General features: G+C 64.6%; 21 protein-coding genes and 1 riboswitch. Of the genes, 11 read left to right on the forward strand and 10 right to left on the reverse strand.

Annotation, left to right across the window (positions count from 1 at the left end; translation table 11 throughout):
- Positions 1-86: 86 nt before the first annotated feature.
- The 4 genes from H3H39_RS24570 to H3H39_RS24585 all read right to left on the reverse strand — a co-directional run bounded on the left by H3H39_RS24570 (position 87) and on the right by H3H39_RS24585 (position 4,475).
- Entirely contained in the window at positions 87-2,240 is a 2,154-nt protein-coding gene (locus H3H39_RS24570) for a S46 family peptidase (protein ID WP_182157030.1), read from the reverse strand.
- Positions 2,241-2,444: 204 nt separating this feature from the next.
- Positions 2,445-2,765 (reverse strand): hypothetical protein, encoded by a 321-nt coding sequence (locus H3H39_RS24575; RefSeq protein WP_182157031.1) that lies wholly within the window; start codon positions 2,763-2,765, stop codon positions 2,445-2,447.
- A gap of 61 nt (positions 2,766-2,826) precedes the next feature.
- Positions 2,827-3,222, reverse strand: coding sequence for a hypothetical protein (locus H3H39_RS24580; RefSeq protein ID WP_182157032.1), 396 nt, complete (start codon positions 3,220-3,222; stop codon positions 2,827-2,829).
- Positions 3,223-3,332: 110 nt separating this feature from the next.
- Positions 3,333-4,475 carry a GlxA family transcriptional regulator gene (locus H3H39_RS24585; protein ID WP_182157033.1) on the reverse strand — a complete coding sequence of 381 codons (1,143 nt, stop codon included), beginning with the start codon at positions 4,473-4,475 and terminating at the stop codon, positions 3,333-3,335.
- 82 nt (positions 4,476-4,557) lie between these two features.
- Here H3H39_RS24585 and H3H39_RS24590 point away from each other — a divergent pair, with 82 nt between their 5' ends.
- Positions 4,558-5,157 carry a DJ-1/PfpI family protein gene (locus H3H39_RS24590; protein WP_182157034.1) on the forward strand — a complete coding sequence of 200 codons (600 nt, stop codon included), beginning with the start codon at positions 4,558-4,560 and terminating at the stop codon, positions 5,155-5,157.
- Positions 5,158-5,277: 120 nt separating this feature from the next.
- Here the strand turns inward: H3H39_RS24590 and H3H39_RS24595 are convergent, their stop codons facing one another.
- From H3H39_RS24595 to purB, 4 genes are all read right to left on the reverse strand, one after another.
- Entirely contained in the window at positions 5,278-5,844 is a 567-nt protein-coding gene (locus tag H3H39_RS24595) for a YceI family protein (protein WP_182157035.1), read from the reverse strand.
- A 33-nt stretch (positions 5,845-5,877) separates the two neighbouring features.
- Complete coding sequence (locus H3H39_RS24600; RefSeq protein WP_182157036.1) at positions 5,878-6,429, reverse strand: YceI family protein; 552 nt, start codon at positions 6,427-6,429, stop codon at positions 5,878-5,880.
- A gap of 37 nt (positions 6,430-6,466) precedes the next feature.
- Positions 6,467-6,991, reverse strand: coding sequence for a cytochrome b (locus H3H39_RS24605; protein ID WP_182157037.1), 525 nt, complete (start codon positions 6,989-6,991; stop codon positions 6,467-6,469).
- Between the two features lie 188 nt (positions 6,992-7,179).
- Positions 7,180-8,556, reverse strand: a complete 1,377-nt coding sequence (purB, locus tag H3H39_RS24610; RefSeq protein WP_182157038.1) for an adenylosuccinate lyase — start codon at positions 8,554-8,556, stop codon at positions 7,180-7,182.
- Between the two features lie 246 nt (positions 8,557-8,802).
- On the opposite strand from purB, the gene H3H39_RS24615 reads away from it, so the two are divergent.
- The 7 genes from H3H39_RS24615 to H3H39_RS24645 all read left to right on the forward strand — a co-directional run bounded on the left by H3H39_RS24615 (position 8,803) and on the right by H3H39_RS24645 (position 18,977).
- Positions 8,803-9,411, forward strand: coding sequence for a glutathione S-transferase family protein (locus tag H3H39_RS24615; protein WP_182157039.1), 609 nt, complete (start codon positions 8,803-8,805; stop codon positions 9,409-9,411).
- A 7-nt stretch (positions 9,412-9,418) separates the two neighbouring features.
- Positions 9,419-10,489: a LacI family DNA-binding transcriptional regulator gene (locus H3H39_RS24620; RefSeq protein WP_182157040.1), complete on the forward strand. Its 1,071-nt coding sequence runs from the start codon at positions 9,419-9,421 to the stop codon at positions 10,487-10,489.
- Between the two features lie 370 nt (positions 10,490-10,859).
- On the forward strand, positions 10,860-13,217 hold the full coding sequence (locus H3H39_RS24625; protein ID WP_182157041.1) for a TonB-dependent receptor: 2,358 nt from the start codon (positions 10,860-10,862) through the stop codon (positions 13,215-13,217).
- Between the two features lie 154 nt (positions 13,218-13,371).
- On the forward strand, positions 13,372-15,264 hold the full coding sequence (locus H3H39_RS24630) for an alpha-amylase family glycosyl hydrolase (RefSeq protein ID WP_182157042.1): 1,893 nt from the start codon (positions 13,372-13,374) through the stop codon (positions 15,262-15,264).
- Between the two features lie 32 nt (positions 15,265-15,296).
- The gene (locus H3H39_RS24635; RefSeq protein ID WP_182157043.1) at positions 15,297-16,277 is read left to right on the forward strand and encodes a PfkB family carbohydrate kinase; all 981 of its coding nucleotides are present in this window, start codon (positions 15,297-15,299) and stop codon (positions 16,275-16,277) included.
- Positions 16,278-16,291: 14 nt separating this feature from the next.
- Positions 16,292-17,650 (forward strand): MFS transporter, encoded by a 1,359-nt coding sequence (locus H3H39_RS24640; RefSeq protein ID WP_182157044.1) that lies wholly within the window; start codon positions 16,292-16,294, stop codon positions 17,648-17,650.
- A 272-nt stretch (positions 17,651-17,922) separates the two neighbouring features.
- Positions 17,923-18,007: riboswitch (cyclic di-GMP riboswitch) on the forward strand.
- Between the two features lie 64 nt (positions 18,008-18,071).
- Positions 18,072-18,977 (forward strand): hypothetical protein, encoded by a 906-nt coding sequence (locus tag H3H39_RS24645; protein WP_182157045.1) that lies wholly within the window; start codon positions 18,072-18,074, stop codon positions 18,975-18,977.
- Between the two features lie 98 nt (positions 18,978-19,075).
- Here H3H39_RS24645 and bfr read toward each other — a convergent pair whose 3' ends face one another.
- Positions 19,076-19,546, reverse strand: a complete 471-nt coding sequence (bfr, locus tag H3H39_RS24650; protein WP_182157046.1) for a bacterioferritin — start codon at positions 19,544-19,546, stop codon at positions 19,076-19,078.
- 106 nt (positions 19,547-19,652) lie between these two features.
- Positions 19,653-19,859 (reverse strand): (2Fe-2S)-binding protein, encoded by a 207-nt coding sequence (locus H3H39_RS24655; protein ID WP_182157047.1) that lies wholly within the window; start codon positions 19,857-19,859, stop codon positions 19,653-19,655.
- A 268-nt stretch (positions 19,860-20,127) separates the two neighbouring features.
- Between H3H39_RS24655 and H3H39_RS24660 the strand changes: the two genes are divergently transcribed.
- The 3 genes from H3H39_RS24660 to H3H39_RS24670 are packed head-to-tail and all read left to right on the forward strand — an operon-like array spanning position 20,128 to position 22,596.
- Positions 20,128-20,394 carry a FeoA family protein gene (locus H3H39_RS24660; RefSeq protein ID WP_182157048.1) on the forward strand — a complete coding sequence of 89 codons (267 nt, stop codon included), beginning with the start codon at positions 20,128-20,130 and terminating at the stop codon, positions 20,392-20,394.
- 2 nt (positions 20,395-20,396) lie between these two features.
- Positions 20,397-22,289, forward strand: coding sequence for a ferrous iron transporter B (feoB, locus tag H3H39_RS24665; RefSeq protein ID WP_182157049.1), 1,893 nt, complete (start codon positions 20,397-20,399; stop codon positions 22,287-22,289).
- A 1-nt stretch (position 22,290) separates the two neighbouring features.
- Positions 22,291-22,596, forward strand: a complete 306-nt coding sequence (locus H3H39_RS24670; protein WP_182157050.1) for a DUF6587 family protein — start codon at positions 22,291-22,293, stop codon at positions 22,594-22,596.
- The last annotated feature ends 79 nt before the right edge of the window (positions 22,597-22,675 follow it).

Genomic DNA, 22,675 nt, shown 5'->3' on the forward strand with positions numbered 1-22,675 from the left:
TTGGCAATCGGTTGTCGCCGGACGAAAAAAAAATGGGAGCGGCCGGTGGCGCGCTCCCATGGTGCGGTATCGGATCGGGGCCGGGTTTATTCGGCCTTCATCTCCTTGAGCAGGTTGTCGGCGTGGTCCACATGCTTCATGTTCCACAGGATGTAGCGCAGGTCGACCTGGATATCACGGGTGTTGGCCTTGTTGTAATCCCAGTCCGAGATGATGGAATCGAGCGTGCCGTCGAAGGCCAGTCCGATCCACTCGCCCTTGGCGTTCAGCGCGGCGGAACCGGAATTGCCGCCCGTGATGTCGAGCGTGGCGAGGAAGTCCACCGGCACGGTCTTCAGCTTGGGATCGACAAAGTTGCCGAAGTCCTTGGCCTTGATGGCCGCCAGTTGCGCCGCCGGGGCGTTGAATTCGCCCTTGCCGGTGGCCTTGGCCAGCACGCCGTTGACGGTGGTGAAGGCGGTCCACGCGGTGCCGTCGGCGCCGTGGTCGCGGCCGGCGATGCGGCCGAAGGTCACGCGCAGGGTGCTGTTGGCGTCCGGGTACACGGCCTGCCCTTTGCTGTGCATGTAGGCGATCTTGGCCTTCATGTAGTTGGCGTAGGCTTGCTGGATGTTGCCGCCCAATTCCTCGTCCTTGGCTTCGTCCTGCAGGTCGGCGCCGTACATGGCGACGGCGGCCTTGATGATGCTGTCGGTGCTGGCCTGGAACTCGGCCGGGGTGCGCGCCAGCCAGGCGTCGCGTTCGGCCGCGTCACCCAGTTTGCTGCCGGCGTACAGCGTGTCGAGCGCGGCGCGCAGCTCGGCCTCGCTCATGCCGTCGCGGAGGCCCAGCACGGCGTCGTAGGTGGCGTTGCGCTCAGCCTTGGGCTGGGCCGCGTACTTGGCCAGCGCGTGCAGCACCAGCGCCTTGTCCACCTGTTCATCGTAGTTGCGCACCAGCGCGGCCACGCTGGCCTTGATGCGGGGCAGATCGCGCTGCTGGAAGCCGGCCTTGCGCTCGGCGTCCGGCTTGGCGTTTTCGTTGGCCAGGCGGTACAGGGAGCGGGCCGTGTTGAGCAGGCGCGGATGGGCGTAGCCGAGGAAGAAGTCGCGCTTGGTTTCCGCGTCGCGCTGGGCCATCAACTGCTCCACGCGGGCGATGTCGGCCGCGTATTCCTGCTTGCGGGCGGAATCGGCGGCGACCCATGCCTTGAGCGCCTCATGTTCGGCCGTCTTGCGGGCCAGGATGTCGCTGCCGGCGTAGGAGTCCAGCATGCCCTGGCGGTTCTTGTAGTAGTTGTTGGTGCTGGCCACCTGCGCCGCGTACTTCAGCGCCGTGTCCTTGTTGTCCTTGGTCGCGGCCGCGATGATGGCCAGGTTCTCGCCCGACATCTTGACGTAGGCCGGGTAGCTCCAGCCAAAGGTGAACGCCACTTCCGACGGCAGGCGGTGGCGGTTGGTGCGGCCGGGGTAGCCCAGCGCCATCACGTAGTCGCCTTCCTTCACGCCTTCCTTGGCCAGCTTGAGGAAGTGCTGCGGCAGGTAGGGCACGTTGTCCTTGCTGTAGTCGGCGGCCTTGCCGTCCTTGCTGACGTAGGCGCGGTAAAAGCCATAGTCACCCGTGTGGCGCGGCCACATCCAGTTGTCGGTGTCGCCGCCGAACTTGCCCACGCCGGCCGGTGGCGCATGCACCAGGCGCACGTCGCGAATTTCCAGTTGCTTGATGAGGTAGAACTCCAGGCCGCCGTAGTAGGACGACACGGTGCAGCGGTGGCCGGCATCCTGCTCGCAGGTGGCGACCATGGCTTTCTGGTTGTTCTCGATGGCGTCGCTGCGCTTTTTGCCGGTCAGTTTGGCCGCGTCGGCGTTGATGATCTGGGCCGTGACGTTGCGCACTTCCTTGGTCACGTAGATGCGCGAGCCGGGCGCGGCCGGCAGTTCCTCGTCCAGGTTTTTGGCCAGGAAGCCGTTGGCCAGCAGGTCGCGCTGCGGGGTGGAGTTGTGGGCCACGCTGCCGTACACGCAGTGGTGGTTGGTGGCGACCAGGCCTTGCGGCGATACGAACGAGGCCGAGCAGCCGCCCAGGCTGACGATGGCGCCCATGGGGAATTCGGTCAGTTTGGTCAGGGTGGCCGGGTCGAGCTTGAGGCCGGCAGCTTTCAGTTCCTTGGCTACTTGTGGCAGCTGCTGGGGCATCCACATGCCTTCGTCGGCATGGGCTGCGGCGCTCAGGATGGCGAGCGCGATGAGAGATTTGTTCATACGGTTTCCGAATGGGACGTTGATGGGCGCCGCGCGGTGATGGTCGCGTGCGGCGACCGTGAGTATCGGCAGTGCTTGTCCGTTCGTCAACCGATTATTTGATGTTGAGTTTGTGCGCACATCCGTAGGGCGCTAAATCAAAGCGCGAAATGAAAAAAGGACAGGGCCTTAACCCTGTCCTTCTTCATCACGATGCCGCGGTGATTATTTCACTGCCGGTGCCGCTGGCTCGCCGACCTTGGCGGCATCCTTGTTCGCGGTGCCGGCCTTGGCCACTTTCGCTGCCTTGTGATGCTTCTTCACCTTGGCGTGCTTGGCCGCTGGCTTGCTGCCTTCTTCGGCGGCTGGCGTCACCTTGGTTTCCTTGGCTTCGGTCTTGACGGCGGCCTTGGTGTCCGTGGTGGCGACTTTGGCGGCCACTGGCGCGCTGCTGGCCGTGGTGGCGCTGGCGACAGGCGCTGGAGCCTGGGCGAAAGCGGCGGTGGCGAACAGGGTAGCGATCAGGGTGGCGACGATTTTGCTCATTTCAGTATTCCTTTAAACGTTGTATGGGTTGTGTGCTGCTGTACTTCAAATCCGGTGCTGCTTACTTGGTGATGACGGCTTCTTTGCTGGCGACCTTGCCGGCTTCGGCGGCGACTTTGGTCTTGCCTTCTTCACCTTTCTTGTGTTCTTTGGCTTCCTTGGTCTTTTCGACCTTGGTGTCGGCCTTCACGTCGGTCTTGGCTTCAGCCTTGACGGTCTTGGCTTCCGTTTTGGTTTCCGCCTTGGCGGCCTTCACGTCGGCTTTGGCTTCGGTCTTGGTGGCTGCCTTGGTTTCCTTGACTTCGGCTTTGACGGCAGCCTTGCTGTCTTTCGCTTCGGCTTTCACGGCGACCGGCGCGCTGACGGCGGTAGCTGGCGTGGCGGTGGTGGCGGGCGCTTGTGCGAAGGCTGCGGTTGCGAACAGGCCGGCGATCAGGGAAGCGATAATCTTGGTCATGATATGTAATCCTTTTCTGGTTTCTGCGCCGGGACAATTCCCGTGTCATTGAGCAGAAAACGGCCCCCGCCACGCTTCAGTTGACGGGCCTTACAACCTCTTACCGAGTCTTACATTCGCTTACAACCGAAGCGGGATTGGTATTCGCTGGGCAGCACGCCCAGTTGCGCGGCGAAAGCGCGCCGCAGGTTGTATTCCGTGCCATAGCCGCTCTGGCGCGCGGCCTGCTTGACAGTCATGCCGCGCCGCTCCAACAGGCCGCAGGCCAGTTCCATGCGCAGCCGCGCCAGCAACTGGACCGGCGTGAGATCGGCTTCCTGGCGCAGCTTGCGGTGCAGCGTGCGCACGGAGAGCGCGCAGGCGGCCGCCATCTGTTCGATGTCGATCTGCTGCCGCAAACGGGGACGCAGCCACGCCGTCAGTTGCGCGCTCACGCCCTGCGGCTGCGTCTGTGCCAGCAGCTCGGCGCTGAATTGGCGCTGGCCGCCGGGCCGCTTCAGGAACAGCACCAGCCGCTTGGCCACCGCCAGCGCGGCCGCGTGCCCAAGATCTTCTTCCACCAGACTCAATGCCAGGTCCATGCCGGCGCTGATGCCGGCCGAGGTGTAGAACTTGCCGTCCCTGACATGGATCGCGTCGTCCTGCACCAGCACTGCGGGATGCTGGGCGCGCAGTTGCGCCACGTCCTGCCAGTGCGTGACAGCGCGGCGCTGGTTGAGCAGGCCGGCCCGCGCCAGCACGAAGGCCCCGGTGCAGACGGCGCAGCAGCGTGCCAGCCCCAAGCTGGCGCGCGCGATCCAGCGCAGGACGGCGTCGCCGGGCGTGGCCGTTGTATCCGCAGCCGCATCCGTGGCAGTTCCCGCCGTAGTACCCGTCGGCGCTCCCGCCTTGCTGCCCGCCGCCGCACCCACCGCATCGGGCACCACGTCCGGCATCGGATACAAGCCCTGTCCACCCGCCACGATCAAGGTGGCGCCGGCCAGGCTGCGGCGCGGCAGTGCGCCGGCCAGCATGCTGATGCCAGCCGAGGAGGCGACAGCGCCCCCGCCCGGCGTGATCAGGTGGATGCGGTAGGGCGGAGGCAGGCCCGCGTCGCGCGCCTCGTCGTTGGCGCTGGAGAAGACCTGGATCGGTCCGCTGGCGTCGAGCAGCAGGAAGCCGGGAAACGCGAGTACCCAGATATCGATGGCCGTGCCGGCGCCACCGATGGTGCGCGCGGGCGCGGCGGCGGATGCGGTTTGCTTTTTTATCATGATGGCAGATATTCAACCATCATCGTCATTTATGTCAACGACTGAGGCGCCACAATGGACGCATTCAACCACAGGAGTTCATATGACACGCACCATCGGCATCTATGTTTTTGACGACGTTGAAGTGCTCGATTTCGCCGGGCCATACGAAGTGTTCACCTGCGCCACGCGGGTCAGTGGCAAGCTGGCGCCCGCCATGCCGCCGCCGTTCAAGGTGGTGACGATAGGCCGCCACAAGAACATGCTGCGGGCACGGGCTGGCTTGAGCGTGTTCCCCGAAGCGGCATTCGATGACATGGCGGCCATCGACGTGCTGATCGTGCCGGGCGGCGATGTGACGGCGGAACTGGACCAGCCCGACGTCCGCGCCTGGATCGCGGCCCAGGCCGGGCACTGCGAACTGGTGGCCTCCGTCTGCACTGGCGCCTTGCTGCTGGCGCAGGCCGGGCTGTTGAATGGGCGCGAAGCGACCACGCACTGGGAAGATGTCCCCCTGCTGCGCCAGATGTTCCCGCAAGTGCGGGTGCGCGAGGAGCGGCGCTGGATCGATGAGGGCGACATCGTCACCTCGGGCGGCATCTCGGCCGGCATCGACATGTCGCTGCATTTGGTGGAGCGGCTGGCGGGGCGCGCGCTGGCGCTGGAAACGGCGCGCCAGATGGAATACGCGTGGCGTGACTGAGCAGGACCACAAATGAAACAGCCCCCGCTGATACCGGCTTGCCGGCCCAGCGGGGGCTGTTGTGAACGGGCGCCGCGTCCGCAGCACCTATTTCGCGCCTATTCTGCGCCGATTCCGCGCTTACTCGGACTTGATGGCTTCGACCTGGATCGCCAGCTTCACTTCCGGCGCGAAGGCCGGGGTGGCGATGTTCAGGCCGAAATCGGTGCGCTTGAATTCGGCCGAGGCGTCGGCGCCGCACACTTCACGCTTGAGGCGCGGGTGCATGATGCACTTGAACTTGTTGACCGTCAGCGATACCGGTTTGGTCACGCCCAGCATGGTCAACTCGCCGTCCACGCCCACCAGCGTGTCGCCGTTGAACTTGAACGCCTTGCTCTTGTAGGTCACGGTGGGGAATTTCTCCACGTTGAACATGTCGGGCGACTTGGCGTGCGTGTTCATCTTCTCGAAACCGAAGTCGATCGAGGCGGCGTCGATGGTGATGTCCAGCGCGCCCGTTTTGGCGGCGCGGTCCAGCGTGACGGTGCCGCTGGTCTTGTCGAACTTTCCGCGCCAGACGGACAGGCCCATGTGGTCGGCCTCGAAGCTGGGGTAGGTGTGGCTGGGGTCGATGTTGTAGGTGGCGGCGACGGCGGAAGCGGTGGACGCGGCCAGCACGCTGGCGATCAGGATCTGCAATTTCATGGAACGGAACTCCGGTACAGGTTAATTGATGAACTACTGGCCAGCGACGACGTGAAACTTGATGGTGACTTCATCGGCCACCATGCTGGTATCTTTCCACTCGCCTTCGCCGATATTGTAGGCCAGGCGTTTGATGGGCAGGGCGCCGTCGAACACTTGCTTGCCGCCTTCTGTCTTGACGGACAGCGGGAAGCTGACGTCGGCGACCTTGCCCTTGATGGTCAGCTTGCCCGACACGGTCAGCTTGCCGGCGCCGGCGCTCTTGATGCCGGTGGAGACGAAGCTCGCTTTCGGGAACTGGGCCGAATTGAACCACTCCTTCTTGGCCACTTCCTTGTTCATGTCGGCCTCGCCCAGGTCCAGGCTGGCCGTGTCCACGTTGACGGTGGCCTTGGCCGTGTCGGGCGTGGCGGCGTTGTAGTCGATGGCGATGTCGAACTTCTTGAACGGCGATTCGACCGGCACGTTCATCTGCTTGAAGGTGGCCGTCACGGCGCTCTTGGCGTTCTCCGTCTTGAGCGCGGCGGCGCCGGCGCTGGCGGCCAGCGCCAGGCCCAGCAGGGAAACGAGTGCGGTTTTTTTCATGGATTTACTCCTGTTAGGGTGTCTGGTGGGCAGGTGATCAAGGCAGCATGCGCTTGAGCACATCGTCGCGGTCGATGAAGTGGTGCTTGAGCGCGGCCAGCGCATGCAGCACGACGACGCCGGCCATGGTCATGGTGAGAACATAATGGACGCTTTTTAAGACAGGCTTAAGCTCCGGATTGGGCGCGATCAACGATGGCAGTTGCACCAGTCCCAGGTAGACCACGGGCACGCCGGCCGCGCAGCTGTACAGGTAGCCGGAGATGGGCACGGCGAAAATGAGGATGTACAGCAGCAAGTGCGCGCCGTCGGCGGCCTTGACTTGCCATTCCGGCATGCCGGCCGGTGGCGGCGGCGGGGTATTGGCCTTGCGCCACAGCACGCGCACGCAAGCGACCAGCAGCACTGTCACGCCCAGCCATTTATGCCAGGAATAGTACTTGAGCTTGGTGGGGGTGATGCCGTGGATTTCCGTCATCGTCAGCCCCAGGAAGAAGGCGGCGATGATCAGCAGGGCGGTCAGCCAGTGCAGCAGCATGGCGGGTTTGGTGTAGCGTTGCATGGGCGATCCATCGAAAAATAGTACGTGTTAGGACTAAAAGCGGAGCCAATATACCAAAGAATCGCCGGGCGTGCTGAGAGGGACCCAAAAACGAAAAAACCGGGGACAGCCCCTGATTTCCCAGCAATTATGCTTGAAAATCAGGGGCTGTCCCCGGTTTCGGGAAATCGGGGTCTGTCCCCGGTTTTTTAGATGGCGTGGGCCAGCTGTTCGGCGATACCGGTGTAGTTGGCCGGGGTCATGGCCAGCAGCAGCTCTTTGGCTTCCTGCGGAATGGCCAGGCCGGTGATGAACTCGCGCAGCGCGTCCTTGGAGATGCCTTTGCCGCGGGTCAGTTCCTTCAGCTGTTCATACGGGTTGGCGATGCCGTAGCGGCGCATTACGGTCTGTACTGGCTCGGCCAGCACTTCCCAGTTGGCGTCCAGGTCGGCGGCCAGGCGGGCCGGGTTCACTTCCAGCTTGTTCAGGCCGCGCAGGCAGCTGTCGTAGGCCAGCAGGGTGTAGCCGAAGCCGACGCCGATGTTGCGCAGCACGGTCGAATCGGTCAGGTCGCGCTGCATGCGTGAGACAGGCAGTTTTTCCGACAGGTGCTTGAGCACGGCGTTGGCCAGGCCCAGGTTGCCTTCCGAGTTTTCGAAGTCGATCGGGTTGACCTTGTGCGGCATGGTCGACGAGCCGATTTCGCCGGCCTTGGTCTTTTGCTTGAAGTAGCCGAGCGAGACGTAGCTCCAGATGTCGCGGTTCAAGTCCAGCAGGATGGTGTTGACGCGGGCGAAGGCGTCGAACAGTTCGGCCATGTAGTCGTGCGGTTCGATCTGGATGGTGTACGGGTTGAACACCAGGCCCAGGCGCTGCTCGATCACGTTCTGCGAGAACGCGGGCCAGTCGAAGCCGGGGTAGGCCGACAGGTGGGCGTTGTAGTTACCGACGGCGCCGTTCATCTTGCCCAGGATTTCCACCTGTTCGATGCGCTTGATGGCGCGCTGCAGGCGGGCCACCACGTTGGCCATTTCCTTACCCAGCGTGGTGGGGCTGGCCGTCTGGCCGTGGGTGCGCGACAGCATCGGCAGGGCCGCGTTGGCGTGCGCGATTTCCGTCAGGCGGGCGATCACCGCTTGCAGGGCCGGCAACATCACGCCGTCGCGGGCCGCTTTCAGCATCATGCCGTGCGAAGTGTTGTTGATGTCTTCCGAAGTGCAGGCGAAGTGGATGAATTCGGACGCGGCCACCAGTTCCGGCATGTCCTTGACCTGTTCCTTGAGCCAGTACTCAACGGCCTTGACGTCGTGGTTGGTGACGGCTTCGATTTCCTTGATGCGGGCCGCGTCTTCTTCCGTGAACTCGTGGGCGATCTTGTCGAGCAGGCTCATGGCCTCGTGCGAGAACGGCTTGATTTCGTCGAAACCGGCCAGCGACAGCGCCTGCAGCCAGGAAATCTCCACCTTGACGCGGTGGTGCATGAAGCCCGATTCGGACAGGATGGGACGCAGCTTGTCGGTCTTGGCGGCGTAGCGGCCGTCGAGTGGGGACAGGGCCGACAGCGTGGAGTAAGGAGTAGTAGTCATGGACAGGGCGGCAGAAGTTAAGAAAACCAGGAAAACGACGGTGCGGCGGGGCGCGGCGGACGGCCGGCGCGAGCGGGCCAGCATGGGCTGGCGCGGCCGGCGACGCATCCAAAGCGCGGGCAAACCCGCATTTTACCATTGGCTGGCCCCATCCGCCCGTTGCGCCGGCGCGCCGGCTTGACCGCGCGCGCCGCCAAGGCGGTGGCCGATGCTATACTGTTACCTAATCTTCTACTTCTAGCGTCTATGAAACTCATCGGTTCCCTCGCCAGTCCTTATGTACGCAAAGTCCGTGTCGTGTTGGCGGAAAAGAAGCTCGACTATCAGTTTGAACTCGAAAATGTGTGGGCTTCCGAAACCACCATCCAGAAACTGAATCCGCTGGGCAAGGTGCCGAGCTTGATCATGGAGGATGGCACGGTGATGATTGATTCGCGCGTGATGGTCGAGTATCTCGACACGCTCACGCCCGTCTGCAAGCTGTTGCCGCCCAACGGCCGCGAGCGGGCCGACATCAAGTGCTGGGAAGCGCTGGCCGATGGCGTGCTGGACGCCGGTGTATTGGTGCGCCTGGAGCGCACCCTGCGCCCGCCCGAGCAGCAGAGCGAGGACTGGATCGCGCGCCAGTTGCGCAAGGTGGAACTGGGCCTGGCGTCGATGGCCGACAAGCTGGGTGAGCAAGCGTATTGCGCCGGCATCCACTATTCGCTGGCCGACGTGGCCGTGGGCTGCGCGCTGGGCTGGTTCAGTTTCCGCTTCCCGGAAATCGATTGGCGCGGTGCCCATCCGAACCTGGCCCGCCTGCACGACAAGCTGGCCGAACGGCCATCGTTCAAGGATACGGTGCCGCAGTAAGCGCGCCATGCCGAAGACGCCGCCGTCCGCCGCCGACAGCCCAAGCCCGGCGCAGCAACAGCGCCTGCAGATGGCCGATATCGCGCGCCTGGCGGGAGTGTCCACTTCCACCGTGTCGCGCGCGCTGAGCGGCAGCACGCTGGTCAACGACGAAACCCGGGCCCGCATCATGGAGCTGGCCCGTTCCCTCAAGTACACCATCAACATCGGCGCGCAGAATCTGCGCCTCAAGCAGAACCGCACCATCGGCGTGGTGATCCCGTACGACTCTGCCACGCGCCAGCACCTGACCGACCCGTTCTTCCTGGCCATGCTGGGCAGCCTGGCCGACGCCCTCACCGAGCAGGGCTTCGACATGCTGGTGAGCCGGGTCGACGCCGAGCAGCTCGACGCGGCCGCCGCGCCGTTCGACACGGGCCGCGTGATCGGCGTGGTGCTGATCGGTCAGTGGCGCCATCACGACCAGCTCAATCAACTGGCCGCGCGCCATGTGCCCCTGGTGGTGTGGGGTGCGCAACTGCCGCAGCAGCTGTACTGCACCGTGGGCGGCGACAACGTGGCTGGCGGCCGGCTGGCCGTGGCCCACTTGCTGCAGCAGGGCCGGCGCCGCATCGCCTTCCTGGGGGATACGGGGCTGCCCGAGGTGGCGCAGCGCTACCAGGGTTATGTCGAGGCGCTGGCCGCGGCCGGCCTGGCGCCCGATCCGCAGTTGCAGGTGGACGTATCGTTCCTGCCGCAAGGGGGCAGCGAAGGCGTGCTGGCATTGCGCCGCCGCGGCGTCGCGTTCGACGCCGTGTTCGCGTGCAGCGATCTGCTGGCCATGACGGCCATGAATACCTTGCGCCAGCAGGGCGTGGACGTGCCGGGGCAGGTGGCCGTGGTCGGTTATGACGATATCGAGCTGTCCAGCTTCTTCCATCCGCCGCTCAGTTCCGTGCGCCAGCCCATGCGCGAGGCGGGCCGCGCGCTCGTCGCGGCGCTGCTGGAAATGACGGAAGGCCGGCCCGCGCCGTCGCGCCTGCTGCCGACGGAGCTGGTGGTGCGCGACAGCAGCGTGGCGCCCGCAGTTTCCGCTTGAATTCCCGCTTCCATTCCCGCTTCCATTCCCTTTTGTCATCAGTTACTTGCGTACTCAAGTAATTTGCAACCGATTGCAATTTATTTTGCAAATTCGCGACAGTTTTCGTGTTGCGGTGCAGCAAAAAACGCCCGTATTGTCCCCTTGGTATAACGGAATTTCGCGGCTTTCATAGCGAAATTTGAATGCGTTGCAGTGCACTTTTCCATGTTGCACTGCTCTATTGCAATCGATTGCAATAATTTCGCAATCGAGGAATAATGGCGCACCTGCTCAGTAATTCAGCACAATGACAACCGGCACAACAGGTTGCGCTGAACGCGAGCCCCAACCGCCGCCAAGATGCGGTGCACATACCTGGAGGAGAACCATGGAATCATCGAAAGTCAAACTGAGCGGCGTCGCCGCAGCCGTCGCGCTCGCCATGCTGCAACTGGGCGCCGCCCAAGCGCAGCAGGCTGACGCCGGCGTCGCTACCGCCGCCGCCCCCGTTGCCGCCGCCGAACCTGCCGCCCCTGCCGCTCCCGCCGCCGCCGCACGGCCGGCCGATGGCTTGAACCTGGAGCGCATCGTCGTCACCGGCACCACCGGCGGCGCGACCAAGATGAAAACCAGCGTCTCCATCAGCACCATGGACTCGGACGCCATCAAGCAGTCCGTGCCCACCAGCGCGGCCGAAGTACTGCGCTCCGTGCCGGGCGTGCGCTCGGAATCGTCGGGCGGCGAAGGCAACGCCAACATCACCGTGCGCGGCGTGCCTATCTCGGCCGGCGGCGCGCGCTACGTGCAGATCCAGGAAGACGGCCTGCCGGTGCTGCAATCGGGCGATTTCAACTTCATCACGCCTGACAGCTACGTGAAGATCGACGGCACGCTGGACCACCTGGAAGTGGTGCGCGGCGGTTCGGCCTCCACCCTGGCCACCAACTCGCCGGGCGGCATCATCAACTTCATCAGCAAGACGGGTGAGGAGAAGGGCGGCCATATCGGCATCAGCCGTGGCCTGGGCTACGACGAAACCCGCTACGACTTCGACTACGGCGCGCCGATCTCGGACAAGACCCGCTTCTTCATCGGCGGCCACTATCGCAGCGGCGAAGGCATCCGCAACACGGGCCTGAGCACGGAGAGCGGCGGCCAGATTCGCGGCAACGTCACCCATGACCTGGACAATGGTTTCATCCGCATCTCGTTCAAGCACCTGGACGACAAGTCGCCCACCGCGCTGCCGGTGCCGGTGCGCGTGGTGAACCAGCAGGTCACGGAAATTCCCGGCCTCGATCCGCGCAAGGTCAGCTTCTACTCGCCGTACTGGGTGCGCGACGTGGTGCTGGACAAGAACAACAACCCCGTCTCCACCAGCGTCAACGACGGCCTGCGTGTGAAGAGCGACGCGCTGGGTCTGGAAGGTTCGTTCGACCTGGGCGGCGGCTGGACCCTGAGCGACAAATTCCGCAAGGCCAGCAACAGCGGCCGCTTCACGGGCGTGTTCCCGGCCGATAACGGCACCGTCGGCAGCTACGTGTTCGCCACTGGCCCCAACAAGGGCAAGGCATACAATGGATTGGCCTTCAACGCCGTCGTGTTCAACACCTCCATCGACGATGCTGGCAACACCCTGAACGACACCAAGCTGTCCAAGACTTTCCAGCTGGCCGGCGGCGGCAAGCTGACCGGTACGGCCGGCCTGTACGCGTCGACCCAGCAACTGGGCCTGACGTGGAACTTCAACCAGTACCTGCTGCAAGCGACCGGCGACAAACCGGCCCTGCTGCAAACGTCCAGCGCCACGCCCGGCTATGTGGGGCCGGCCTGGGGTGGCTGCTGCATGCGCGCCGTCGACATGGAGTACAAGCTGACGTCGCCGTACCTGAACATGGCCTACGAACAGGGGCCGCTCAATGTGGACGCCAGCGTGCGCCAGGACCGCCAGCGCGCCAGCGGCACGGCCAACATCGCCACAGCCGGCCTGCATTACGACGCCGCCAATACGCAGATGGTGGACTACAAGATCAACCACAACTCGTATTCGGTGGGCGGCAACTATCGCCTGACCAAGGACCTGGCGCTGTTCGCCCGCGTCAGCGATGGCGTGGCCTTCAACGCCGACCGCATCCTGTTCGGTACTCCGCTGGACGGCACGGCGCCCATCAACATCAACACCGTCAAGCAGCTCGAAGGCGGCTTGAAATGGCGGCGCGGTGGCGTGAGCACCTTCGTCACGCTGTTCCAGGCCAAGACGGATGAAACCAACTACGAAGCGACCACCCAGCGCAGCACGGCCAACAGCTACGACGCCAAGGGCGCCGAACTGGAAGCGGCCTATAACGCGGGCGATTTTCGCATCAACGGCGGCCTCACTTACACCGATGCCAAGATCACCGGCACCGCGCCTGGCGACGTGGCGGTGATCGGCAACACGCCGCGCCGTCAGGCCAAGGTGGTGTACCAGCTGGCGCCGACCTACACCTGGAACGATGTGACGCTGGGCGGCAGCATCGTCGGCACCGGCAAGTCGTGGGCTGACGATGCGCACACCATCGTCATGCCGGCTTACCAGGTGGTGAGCGCCTTCGTGAACTACCAGCTGTCGCAGCAGGCCGTGGTGTCGCTCAGCGCGAACAACCTGTTCGACAAGATCGGCTACACGGAAGTGGAAGGCGACGGCCACGCGGCGCGCTCCATCACGGGCCGCTCGGTCAAGCTGAGCCTCAACTACGCCTTCTAAGAGGCCGTTTCAAAAAGCCCGTGGCGTCGGTTTCGCTGCGCCAGTGGCGCAGCCGCCTAGCCACGGTCATTTTGAACCAGCCTCTCACCAAGGCCATTCCGGCGCGGCCAGCCAGTTCGGCGGGCCGCGCCTTTCCCTCTCTTTTCTCCGCACCATGACGACTACTCTCACTCCCGCCGAACGCTTGCTGGCGGCACTACCCGCGTCATTGCAGCCGGTGGCCGCGCGCCGCCTGGCCGCGCACGAGCCGGCCCTGCGCCGCCTGCTGGCTGGCCTGTACGGCGGCCATGCCGGCTTCGACGCCTGGCTGGGCGACCTGATGGAAAGCCTGGGCCAACTGTTCGCGGCCCGTCCGGAAGCGCTGCGCCGGCAGGATGCCACCCGCGCCAGTGCGCCGGACTGGTTCCTCAGCCAGCGCATGCTGGGCTATTGCGCCTACGTGCAGAACTTCGGCGGCGACCTGCAAGGCGTGGCGCGCCAGATTCCGCACCTGCAGGCCATGGGCGTGAGCTATCTGCACCTGCTGCCCTTCCTGCGCGCGCGCGCCGGCGAGAACGATGGCGGCTTCGCCGTGGCCAGCTTCGATGAAGTGGAACCTGCGCTGGGCAGCAACGCCGACCTGGAGGCGCTGACGGCGCAATTGCGCGAGGCCGGCATCAGCCTGTGCTCCGACTTCATCCTCAACCATGTGGCCGACGACCACGCGTGGGCGCAAGCGGCGCGCGCGGGTGACGCGGCCATGCGCGCCATGTTCCATGTGTTCCCCGACCGTGTCATGCCGGACCGTTACGAAAGTACGCTGGGCCAGGTGTTCCCCCAGGTCGCACCGGGCAACTTCACGCAGGTCGAGGCGCTGGGCGGCTGGGTCTGGACCACTTTTTATCCCTATCAGTGGGATCTCAATTACGCCAATCCGGCCGTGTTCGCGGCCATGGCGGCCACCTTGCTGCGGCTGGCCAACCGTGGCATCGAAGTGTTCCGCCTCGATTCCACCGCTTTCCTGTGGAAGCGCGAAGGCAGCAACTGCATGAACCAGCCGGAGGCGCACCAGCTGTTGCAGGCCATGCGCGCCATCGTCGACATCGTGGCGCCGGGCGTGCTGCTCAAGGCTGAGGCCATCGTCCCCACGCGCGAACTGCCCGCCTATTTCGGCCAGGCCGACGCGCCCGAGTGCCACATCGCTTACCACAGCAGCCTGATGGCGGCCGGATGGGCCGCGCTGGCCGAGCAGGATGCCAGCCTGGTGCGCACCGTGGCCGCCAACACGCCGGCCTTGCCGCCAGCCGCCAGCTGGCTCAGTTACGTGCGCTGCCATGACGACATCGGCTGGAACGTGCTGCGCGCGGAAGCGGGCGCGGACGGGCAGGAGCCGAACGCGCGGCTGGCCCGCGTGGCCCAATTCTTCGCCGGCGCCGATGGCAGTTATGCGCGCGGCGCCGCGTTCCAGAGCAGCGATCCGAACGCGGCCCATGGCAGCAATGGCATGGCCGCGTCGCTGGCCGGGCTGGAGGCGGCCGACACGGCCGGCCAGCGCGAGCTGGCGCTGCGCCGCACATTGCTGCTGCATGGCCTGGCACTCAGCTTCGGCGCGCTGCCCGTGCTGTACATGGGCGACGAACTGGCCCAGACCAACGACTACAGCTACACGGCGCGTCCCCAGCACGCCATGGACAGCCGCTGGCTGCAGCGGCCCCGCTTCGACCGTGAGCGCTGGACGGCCCGTCATGACGCCAGCACCATCCCGGGCCGCATGTACGGCGCGCTGCGCCAGTTGATCCAGCTGCGGCGGCGTCACGATGCGCTGGCCGCCGGTGCGCCGCGCGCCGTGCTCGATGCCGGCCACCCGGCCGTGCTGGCGCTGGCGCGCGGCCCGCGCCTGCTGGTGTTGCTGAATTTCTCCAGCCAGGCCCACACGGTGGCGCTGGATGGCGACTGGACGTGCTGCCGGGACGGCCGCATACTGACCGGCGAGACGAGGCTGGAGCCGTGGGCCATGCAGTGGCTGGAGCGGACCGGCGGCCAGCAAGCCGCGGAGGCTGCGGCATGAACGCGACACAACCAACAGAAGGAGTGCAGGCCATGCACGACAACGAAAATAGCGCCAACGCCAACGCCAACGCGATCGCGGTCTTTGGCGAAGCCCTGGTGGACGACTTCATCACCGAGCAGGTGGTGGGCGGCGCCCCGTTCAACATGGCGCGTCACCTGGCCGCCTTTGGCGCGGCTTCGTTGATGATCACGCGCATCGGCCAGGATGCCAACGGCGCCAGCGTGCGCGCCGAATTCACCCGCTACGGCATGACACAGGCCGGTCTGCAGGTCGATTCCAGCGCGCCCACGGGGCGGGTGGTGGTCGAGCGCAACGAGCAAGGCCACCGTTTCATCATCCAGCCGGACCAGGCCTACGACTATATCGAACCGGCGCCGGCGCTGGCGGCACTGAAGGCGGCCAACCCCGGCATGCTGTACTTCGGCACGCTGGCCCAGCGCGCCAGCGGTTCGCGCGGCACGCTGCAGGCGCTGCTGGGCGCCAGCGCCGCCCGCCGCTTCCTGGACCTGAATGTGCGCGAAGGGCAGGTGACGGAGCGCTGCGTGTATGAATCGCTGCACCAGGCCGACATCGTCAAGGTCAACGAGGAAGAGCTGCAGGCGCTGTTCGACTGGTACACCCACGACCGCCCCGGCACCGGCGACGTCGCCAGCCCGGCGCTGCGCACGGCCTGCGGCCGGCTGCTGCGCAGCTTCGCGCTGCAAGGCTTGATCGTCACACTGGGTCCGCGCGGCGCCGTCTATTTCGATGCCGATGGCGGCGTCACGGTCAGCCACTCCGTGCAGGCGCCGGAACGGTTGGTGGACACGGTGGGCGCGGGCGACGCCTTCTCCGCCGTGTTCCTGTACGGCCGCGCGCAAGGCTGGCCGCTGGCCGAGACGCTGGCGCGCGCCAACGCCTTCGCCGGGGCCATCTGCGGTATCGCCGGCGCCGTGCCGCGCGATCTGGCTTTCTATGCGCCGTGGATCGCGCGCTGGCAGGCCGGCGCCGATGCGCTGGCCGTGGCCTGAACGGGGAGACGGCGATGGCGAACCATAAACCGCATCTGTCGTTCTGGCAGATCGTGAACATGAATTTTGGCTTCTTCGGCATCCAGTTCAGCTTTGGGCTGCAGCAAAGCAGCATGAGCCCGATCTACAAATACCTGGGCGCCGACGAGGCCAGCCTGCCTTACCTGTGGTTGGCCGGTCCCATGACTGGCTTGCTGGTGCAGCCGCTGATCGGCGCCATGAGCGACCGCACCATCACCCGCTGGGGGCGGCGCACGCCATACTTCCTGGTGGGCGCCATCTTGTGCAGCATCGGCCTGCTGCTGATGCCGTTTAGCCCCACGCTGTGGATGGCGGCCAGCCTGCTGTGGATCCTGGACGCAGCCAACAATGTGACCATGGAACCATACCGCGCCTTCGTCAGCGACAAGCTGGCGCCCAGGCAGCATTCGATCGGCTTCCTGACCCAGAGCGCCTTCACGGGGCTGGGCCAGACGCTGGCTTACCTGACGCCGTCGCTGCTGGTGTGGTGGGGCATGGACAAGGATGCCGTCAACAGCCACCACATTCCGCATGTGGTGATCGTGGCGTTCGTGGTCGGCGCCGTGTGCTCGATCGCCTCCGTGCTGTGGACGCTCAGGACCACGCCCGAGCATCCGCTGTCGGCGGCGGAACTGGCCGAAATGCGGTCCCGGCCCGCGGGCTGGCGCCACACGCTGGGCGATATCGTGGACGCCGTGCGCGAGATGCCGCCGACCATGAAGCAGCTGGCGCTGGTGAAGCTATTCCAGTGGTATGCCATGTTCTGCTACTGGCAGTACATCATGCTGTCGCTGGCCACCACCATCTATGGCACGACCGACCAGACCACCCAGGGCTTCCGCGACGCGGGACTGTTGACGGGCCAGGTGGGCGCGTTCTACAACGGCGTGGCCTTCGTGGGCGCGCTGGCGCTGGTGCCGTTCACGCGCCGCTACGGGCCCAAGCTCACGCATAGCGCCTGCCTGGCGCTGGCCGGCGCCGGCATGTTGTGCATCCCGCTGATCCATTCGCCGCTGCTGCTGTTGCTGCCGATGGTGGGTATCGGGCTGGCGTGGGCCAGCATCATGGGCAATCCCTATGTGATGCTGGCCGGCTGCATCCCGCCTGAGCGCACGGGGGTCTACATGGGCATCTTCAATATGTTCATCGTGATCCCGATGATCATTCAGATTTTCACGCTGCCGCTGTACTACCGCAGCTGGCTGGGTGGCAATCCGGAGAACGTGATCCGGCTGGCGGGGGGCTTGATGCTGTGCGGCGCGCTGGCCGTGCTGTTCGTCAAGCTCAGGCCGCGCGCGGCCGAAGGGCAGGCAGCGCCGGCGGCGCGGGCCGTGCTGGGCGGTGGCCATTGAGCCGGGTGGGCTGTCGGCCACGTCACCGGTCGCGCGCAGTAACCGATGAAATCGATTTGGCCTAAGCGCCACAGTGCCAAGCGTCTCTCCACGACCTCAGCGCTGGCAGCTTGCTGCCTGCGCAGCGGCATATCGAGAGGCCTTGGCCGATCCAATGCACTCAGGGCATGGCTCGGCTGGATGGCATCGTCAGCTCATTGCGCGATTGACTCGATGAGCGCCAAAAGACTTGACCACGACAAGTGTCTGCCTGTAATCTTTTTGCATTGTTTGGAAAGCATGGGCAAAACGGTCGAAAGACCGTGACGCAAAGCCACCGGCCTACGGCTGAAATGCCTTGGTAGCGGGGTTGCTGGTTCCTGGAAATTGGGCCAAGTGCGCGGTTCCGTTTGCCTGATTTCACCATCCACCGGGACCACTCATGAAACACGCCTTTGCATTAACCTCTCTGGCACTCGCCCTTTCGGCCTGCACGTCAGCCCCCAAACTCACGTTGCAGGAACAGGAAGCCCAGCGCGTATCAACGCTAAAGGTCTACGCCGACAACCGCGTAGGCATGAAAACGGTCCGCGATTGGTTGTGGACGTGGGAACCCAACACCATTCTTGCTATTGAGGTTAACAGCCGGGCTTACAACGTCAAAGACGTCGAGTCGATCAACCGAGAGCAGAAGGAGCTGATCGTCGTCAGCCTGGCCAACGGAGAGCAGCTCAAGACGCATCCAGGTCGCTTCCACTGGCTGAGTTGCGATACATCGAAAGTGTGTTCGTCTTCAGGCGATATTTTGACGAGCAACTATAAGGTGAGTTTCCATGGTTCGCCAAGAGCCATCGAGAAAGTGAAACTGCAGAACCCGGACACCATCAAGCTCGGAAACAGCAACATCACCGACAACCCAAGGACCGCCATCGTCGATGGCTCCATCCCGGTCTTCTATAACGTCGGCGACCGTGTGGACGTCCTCAAGGACGCCGAGCTCACGAAGCTGAACGAACGGATAACCACTGTCCTCAAGGACTGGGATGCCAAGGCTCCCGAGAGAGCGGCGCGTCAGGAGCGGGAGTTCGCGGAGTTCAAGGCTGCCGCCCAACGCCAATTGGATCACCTCCGAAATGCAAGCACCGGCACGCAGGCGTATTGCGAACGAGCGCTTCAGGAAAATCTACCCAGCGGCGTGAGTTTGGACTGTCCGAACTATGGCAGATTCAGCATTGATGACTTCAAGAACGCTGGCTGGAACGTGGCGGCAATCAACACGACTCCCATCGTCGATGGCATTGGGAGGCCATTCACGATGTACCGGGTGAGCTTCCAGAAGGTCCGCTGACAGGCATGGCGAGTCACGAGGGCGCGGTGCCGGTCGCCATCAAGAGTCGTAACGCACGATAAGGGCAGGCTCTGTAGCCGCAGGCTGCCTGCCGGACACTACTCCGCCATCTGGCTTTGCAGGTAGTTCTGCAGGCCGACCTTGGCCACCAGGTCGATCTGGGTTTCCAGCCAGTCGATGTGTTCCTCGGTGTCTTCCAGGATTTCCAGCAGCAGGTCGCGCGACACGTAGTCGGCCGCCTTCTCGCAGGCGGCGATGCCTTCCTTCACGGTGAGCTGGGCGCCCCGTTCCAGCTTCAGGTCGCAATCGAGCATCTCTTCCGTGTTCTCGCCCACCATCACCTTGTGCAGCGCCTGCAGGTTGGGCAGGCCGTCGAGCATCAGGATGCGGTCGATCAGGCGGTCGGCATGCTTCATCTCGCCGATCGACTCTTCATACTCCTTCTTGGCCAGTTTGCCCAAGCCCCAGTGGCGGTACATGCGCGAGTGCAGGAAATACTGGTTGATCGCGGTCAGTTCATTGGTCAGCTGCGCGTTGAGCTGTTTGATGACGTCTTGGTCGCCCTTCATGATCTCGCCTTCCCGGTGTTGGTGGAGTGCTGTCATTCTGCCATGAAAGAGGGCGTGCGCGTAGCGCCGCTTGTGGCGCGGCGCAGCAATCGGCAACGGCGAGGATTTATTCGGCCAGCACGGGGCGCTTGAGCGCCGTCGCGTTCAGCTTGGCCTGATGGGTGTCGAGCACGTCCTGGGCGCAGTCGGCGCACTGGCCGCAGCAGGTGGCCACACCCAGCTGCGCGCGCAGCTCGTCCATATTGCTCAAACCCAGTTCGGCGGCCTGGCGGATTTCACGGTCGGAGATATTGTTGCAGACACAAACAATCATCGAAGCACCTAATGTGGCGATAAAAACGTGGAGGACAAAAACAGGGAATGTTGAACAATATTGCGTATTTCTCAATGCGAATCATTCTCATTACGTGATCTATTCTGCCGTAAAATCAAGCAATCCGCAAGCGCAAATAGAAACCATTCGCATTCCCGTTTATAATGCTACTATTGATCTTGCCGGCGGGAATGCGATCTTGCACCGCGCCGGCAAGCCGCAGCGGGCCTCGCCGCGCGGCCATTTCACCGATATTGCGGACATTGCCATGACACTAGCGCCTACGCTGATCAAACTCGACACCCTGCCCACGGGCAGCAGCGGCACGGTGGTGCATGTGGCACCCGGCGATCCGGCCGACGACGGCGCCGACCTGGCGCGCCGGCTGATGGAGCTGGGCTTCGTGCCGGGCGAGAAAATCCGCCTGCTCAAGCGCGGCATGCCCGGTGGCGAACCGCTGGCCATCAAGGTGGGCAATTCCACCTTCGCGCTGCGCCGCTTCGAGGCCGCGCTGATTTCGATTCAGCCGGAATGACCATGGGCGCAGCGGAAAAGACCATGCCCGCCGTGGCGCAACTGCCAATGGTGGCGTTGCTGGGCAATCCCAATTGCGGCAAGACCGCGCTGTTCAACCGCCTGACGGGCGCGCGCCAGAAAGTGGCCAACTACGCCGGCGTGACCATCGAGCGCAAGGAAGGCATGTTCACCTCGCCCGAGGGTCGCCCGTTCCGCGTGCTGGACCTGCCGGGCGCCTACAGCCTGTCGGCCCACACGCCCGACGAAGCCATCACGCGCGACGTGGTGGCCGGCCTGCGCGCGGGCGAGCAGTCGCCCGACGTGGTGGTGTGCGTGGTGGACGCCACCAATTTGCGCCTGAACCTGCGCCTGGTGCTGGAGATCAAGCGCCTGGGCCTGCCCATGGTGCTGGCGTTGAACATGGTGGACGTGGCGGCCAAGCGCGGCATCGTGATCGACGCCGACCGGCTGGCCGAGGAACTGGGCATGACGGTGGTGGAGACGGTGGCGGTGCAGGGCGGCGGCGAGAAGTCGCTGCTGCGCGCGCTGGACGCCATGTGGCCGCTGCGCACCGTGGCCGCCAACCCGCTGTCAGCCATCGACGAAGTGTCGGTCGAGGATACCCAGCGCGAAGTGCGCCGCATCCTGGCCGCCGTCAGCAACGACTTCCACGATACGGGCAACCTGACGGAAAAGATCGACGACGTGGTGCTGCATCCGGTGCTGGGCCCTGTGATCCTGGCGGTGCTGATGTTCCTCGTGTTCCAGGCTGTGTTCAGCTGGGCCAATGTGCCGATGGATATGATCAAGGCCGGCGTGGACAGTGTGGGCCAGTACCTGACGGCCCATATGGGCGAAGGCTTGCTGCGCAGCCTGCTGGTGGAAGGTATTTTGGGCGGCGCCGGCAGCGTGCTGGTGTTCCTGCCGCAGATCCTGATCCTGTTCTTCTTTATTCTGGTGCTCGAGGATTGCGGCTATTTGCCGCGCGCCGCCTTCCTGCTGGACCGCTTGATGGGCGGCGTGGGCCTGTCGGGCCGCGCCTTCATTCCACTGCTGTCGAGCTTCGCGTGCGCCATCCCCGGCATCATGGCCGCGCGCACCATCCAGAATCCGCGCGACCGGCTGGTGACCATCATGATCGCGCCGCTGATGACGTGTTCCGCGCGCCTGCCCGTGTATGCGTTGATCATCGCCGCCTTCATTCCCGACCGCGAAGTGGCCGGCATCATGAGCCTGCAAGGGCTGGTGCTGTTCGGCCTGTATGTGGCCGGCATCGTGTCGGCCATGGGCGTGGCCTACTTCATGAAGCGCACCTTCGGCGCCAACCACCAGCAACCGCTGATGCTGGAACTGCCCAGCTACCACTGGCCGCACCTGCGCAACCTGGTGCTGGGGTTGTGGGAACGGGCCAAGATTTTCCTGAGCCGGGTCGGCACGATCATCCTGACCTTGATGGTGCTGCTGTGGTTCCTCAGCAGCTTCCCCGGCGCGCCGGAAGGCGCCACCCATCCCGCCATCTACTACAGCATGGCCGGCATGCTGGGCCGCGCGCTGGAAGTGGTGTTCGCGCCGATCGGCTTCAACTGGCAGATCTGCATCGCGCTGGTGCCGGGCCTGGCCGCGCGCGAAGTGGCTGTGGGCGCGCTGGGTACCGTGTACGCGCTGTCGCAGACGGGCGAGGAACTGGCGTCGTCGCTTACACCTATCATCGCCGCTTCGTGGGCGCTGCCGACGGCCTTGTCGCTGCTGGCCTGGTACGTATTCGCACCGCAGTGCATGTCCACCCTGAGCGTGGTGCGGCGCGAGACGGGCACCTGGCGCTATCCGGCGCTGATGGCCGGCTATATGTTCGCGCTGGCCTACACGGCCTCGTTCCTCACTTATCGCATCGCGCTGTTATTGACGGGAGCCTGACATGTGGCAGCAAGTGATCGTGGGGTTGATCGTGGCGGCGGCCGTGCAGCGTTTCTGCACCCACTACCTGCCGGCCGCATTGCGGCGGCGGATAGTCTATTTCCTGGCGCGCCGGGGCTTCGACCAGAACAGGATGGCCAAGCTGTTCAACACCGGCGCCAGTTGCGGCGATGGCTGTGCCAGCTGCGGTTCCTGCGATAGCGACAGCGCGCCTTCCACGTCTTCAACCTCTTCCACCTCGTCGTCGGCATCCGCCGACGCCTCGGCGCCACCCAAGCGCGTCATCAAGCTGCACGTCCAGCGCTGAGCATCTTCATTCCGGCGAGGACGACGGCGGCTGCGATTGCGTCTGCGACCGCGACGCGCGGCCGGCCGTGCGCCCAGTG

Origin of the sequence: Rugamonas apoptosis (genome assembly GCF_014042355.1) — a bacterium.
Lineage (GTDB): Bacteria > Pseudomonadota > Gammaproteobacteria > Burkholderiales > Burkholderiaceae_D > Rugamonas > Rugamonas apoptosis.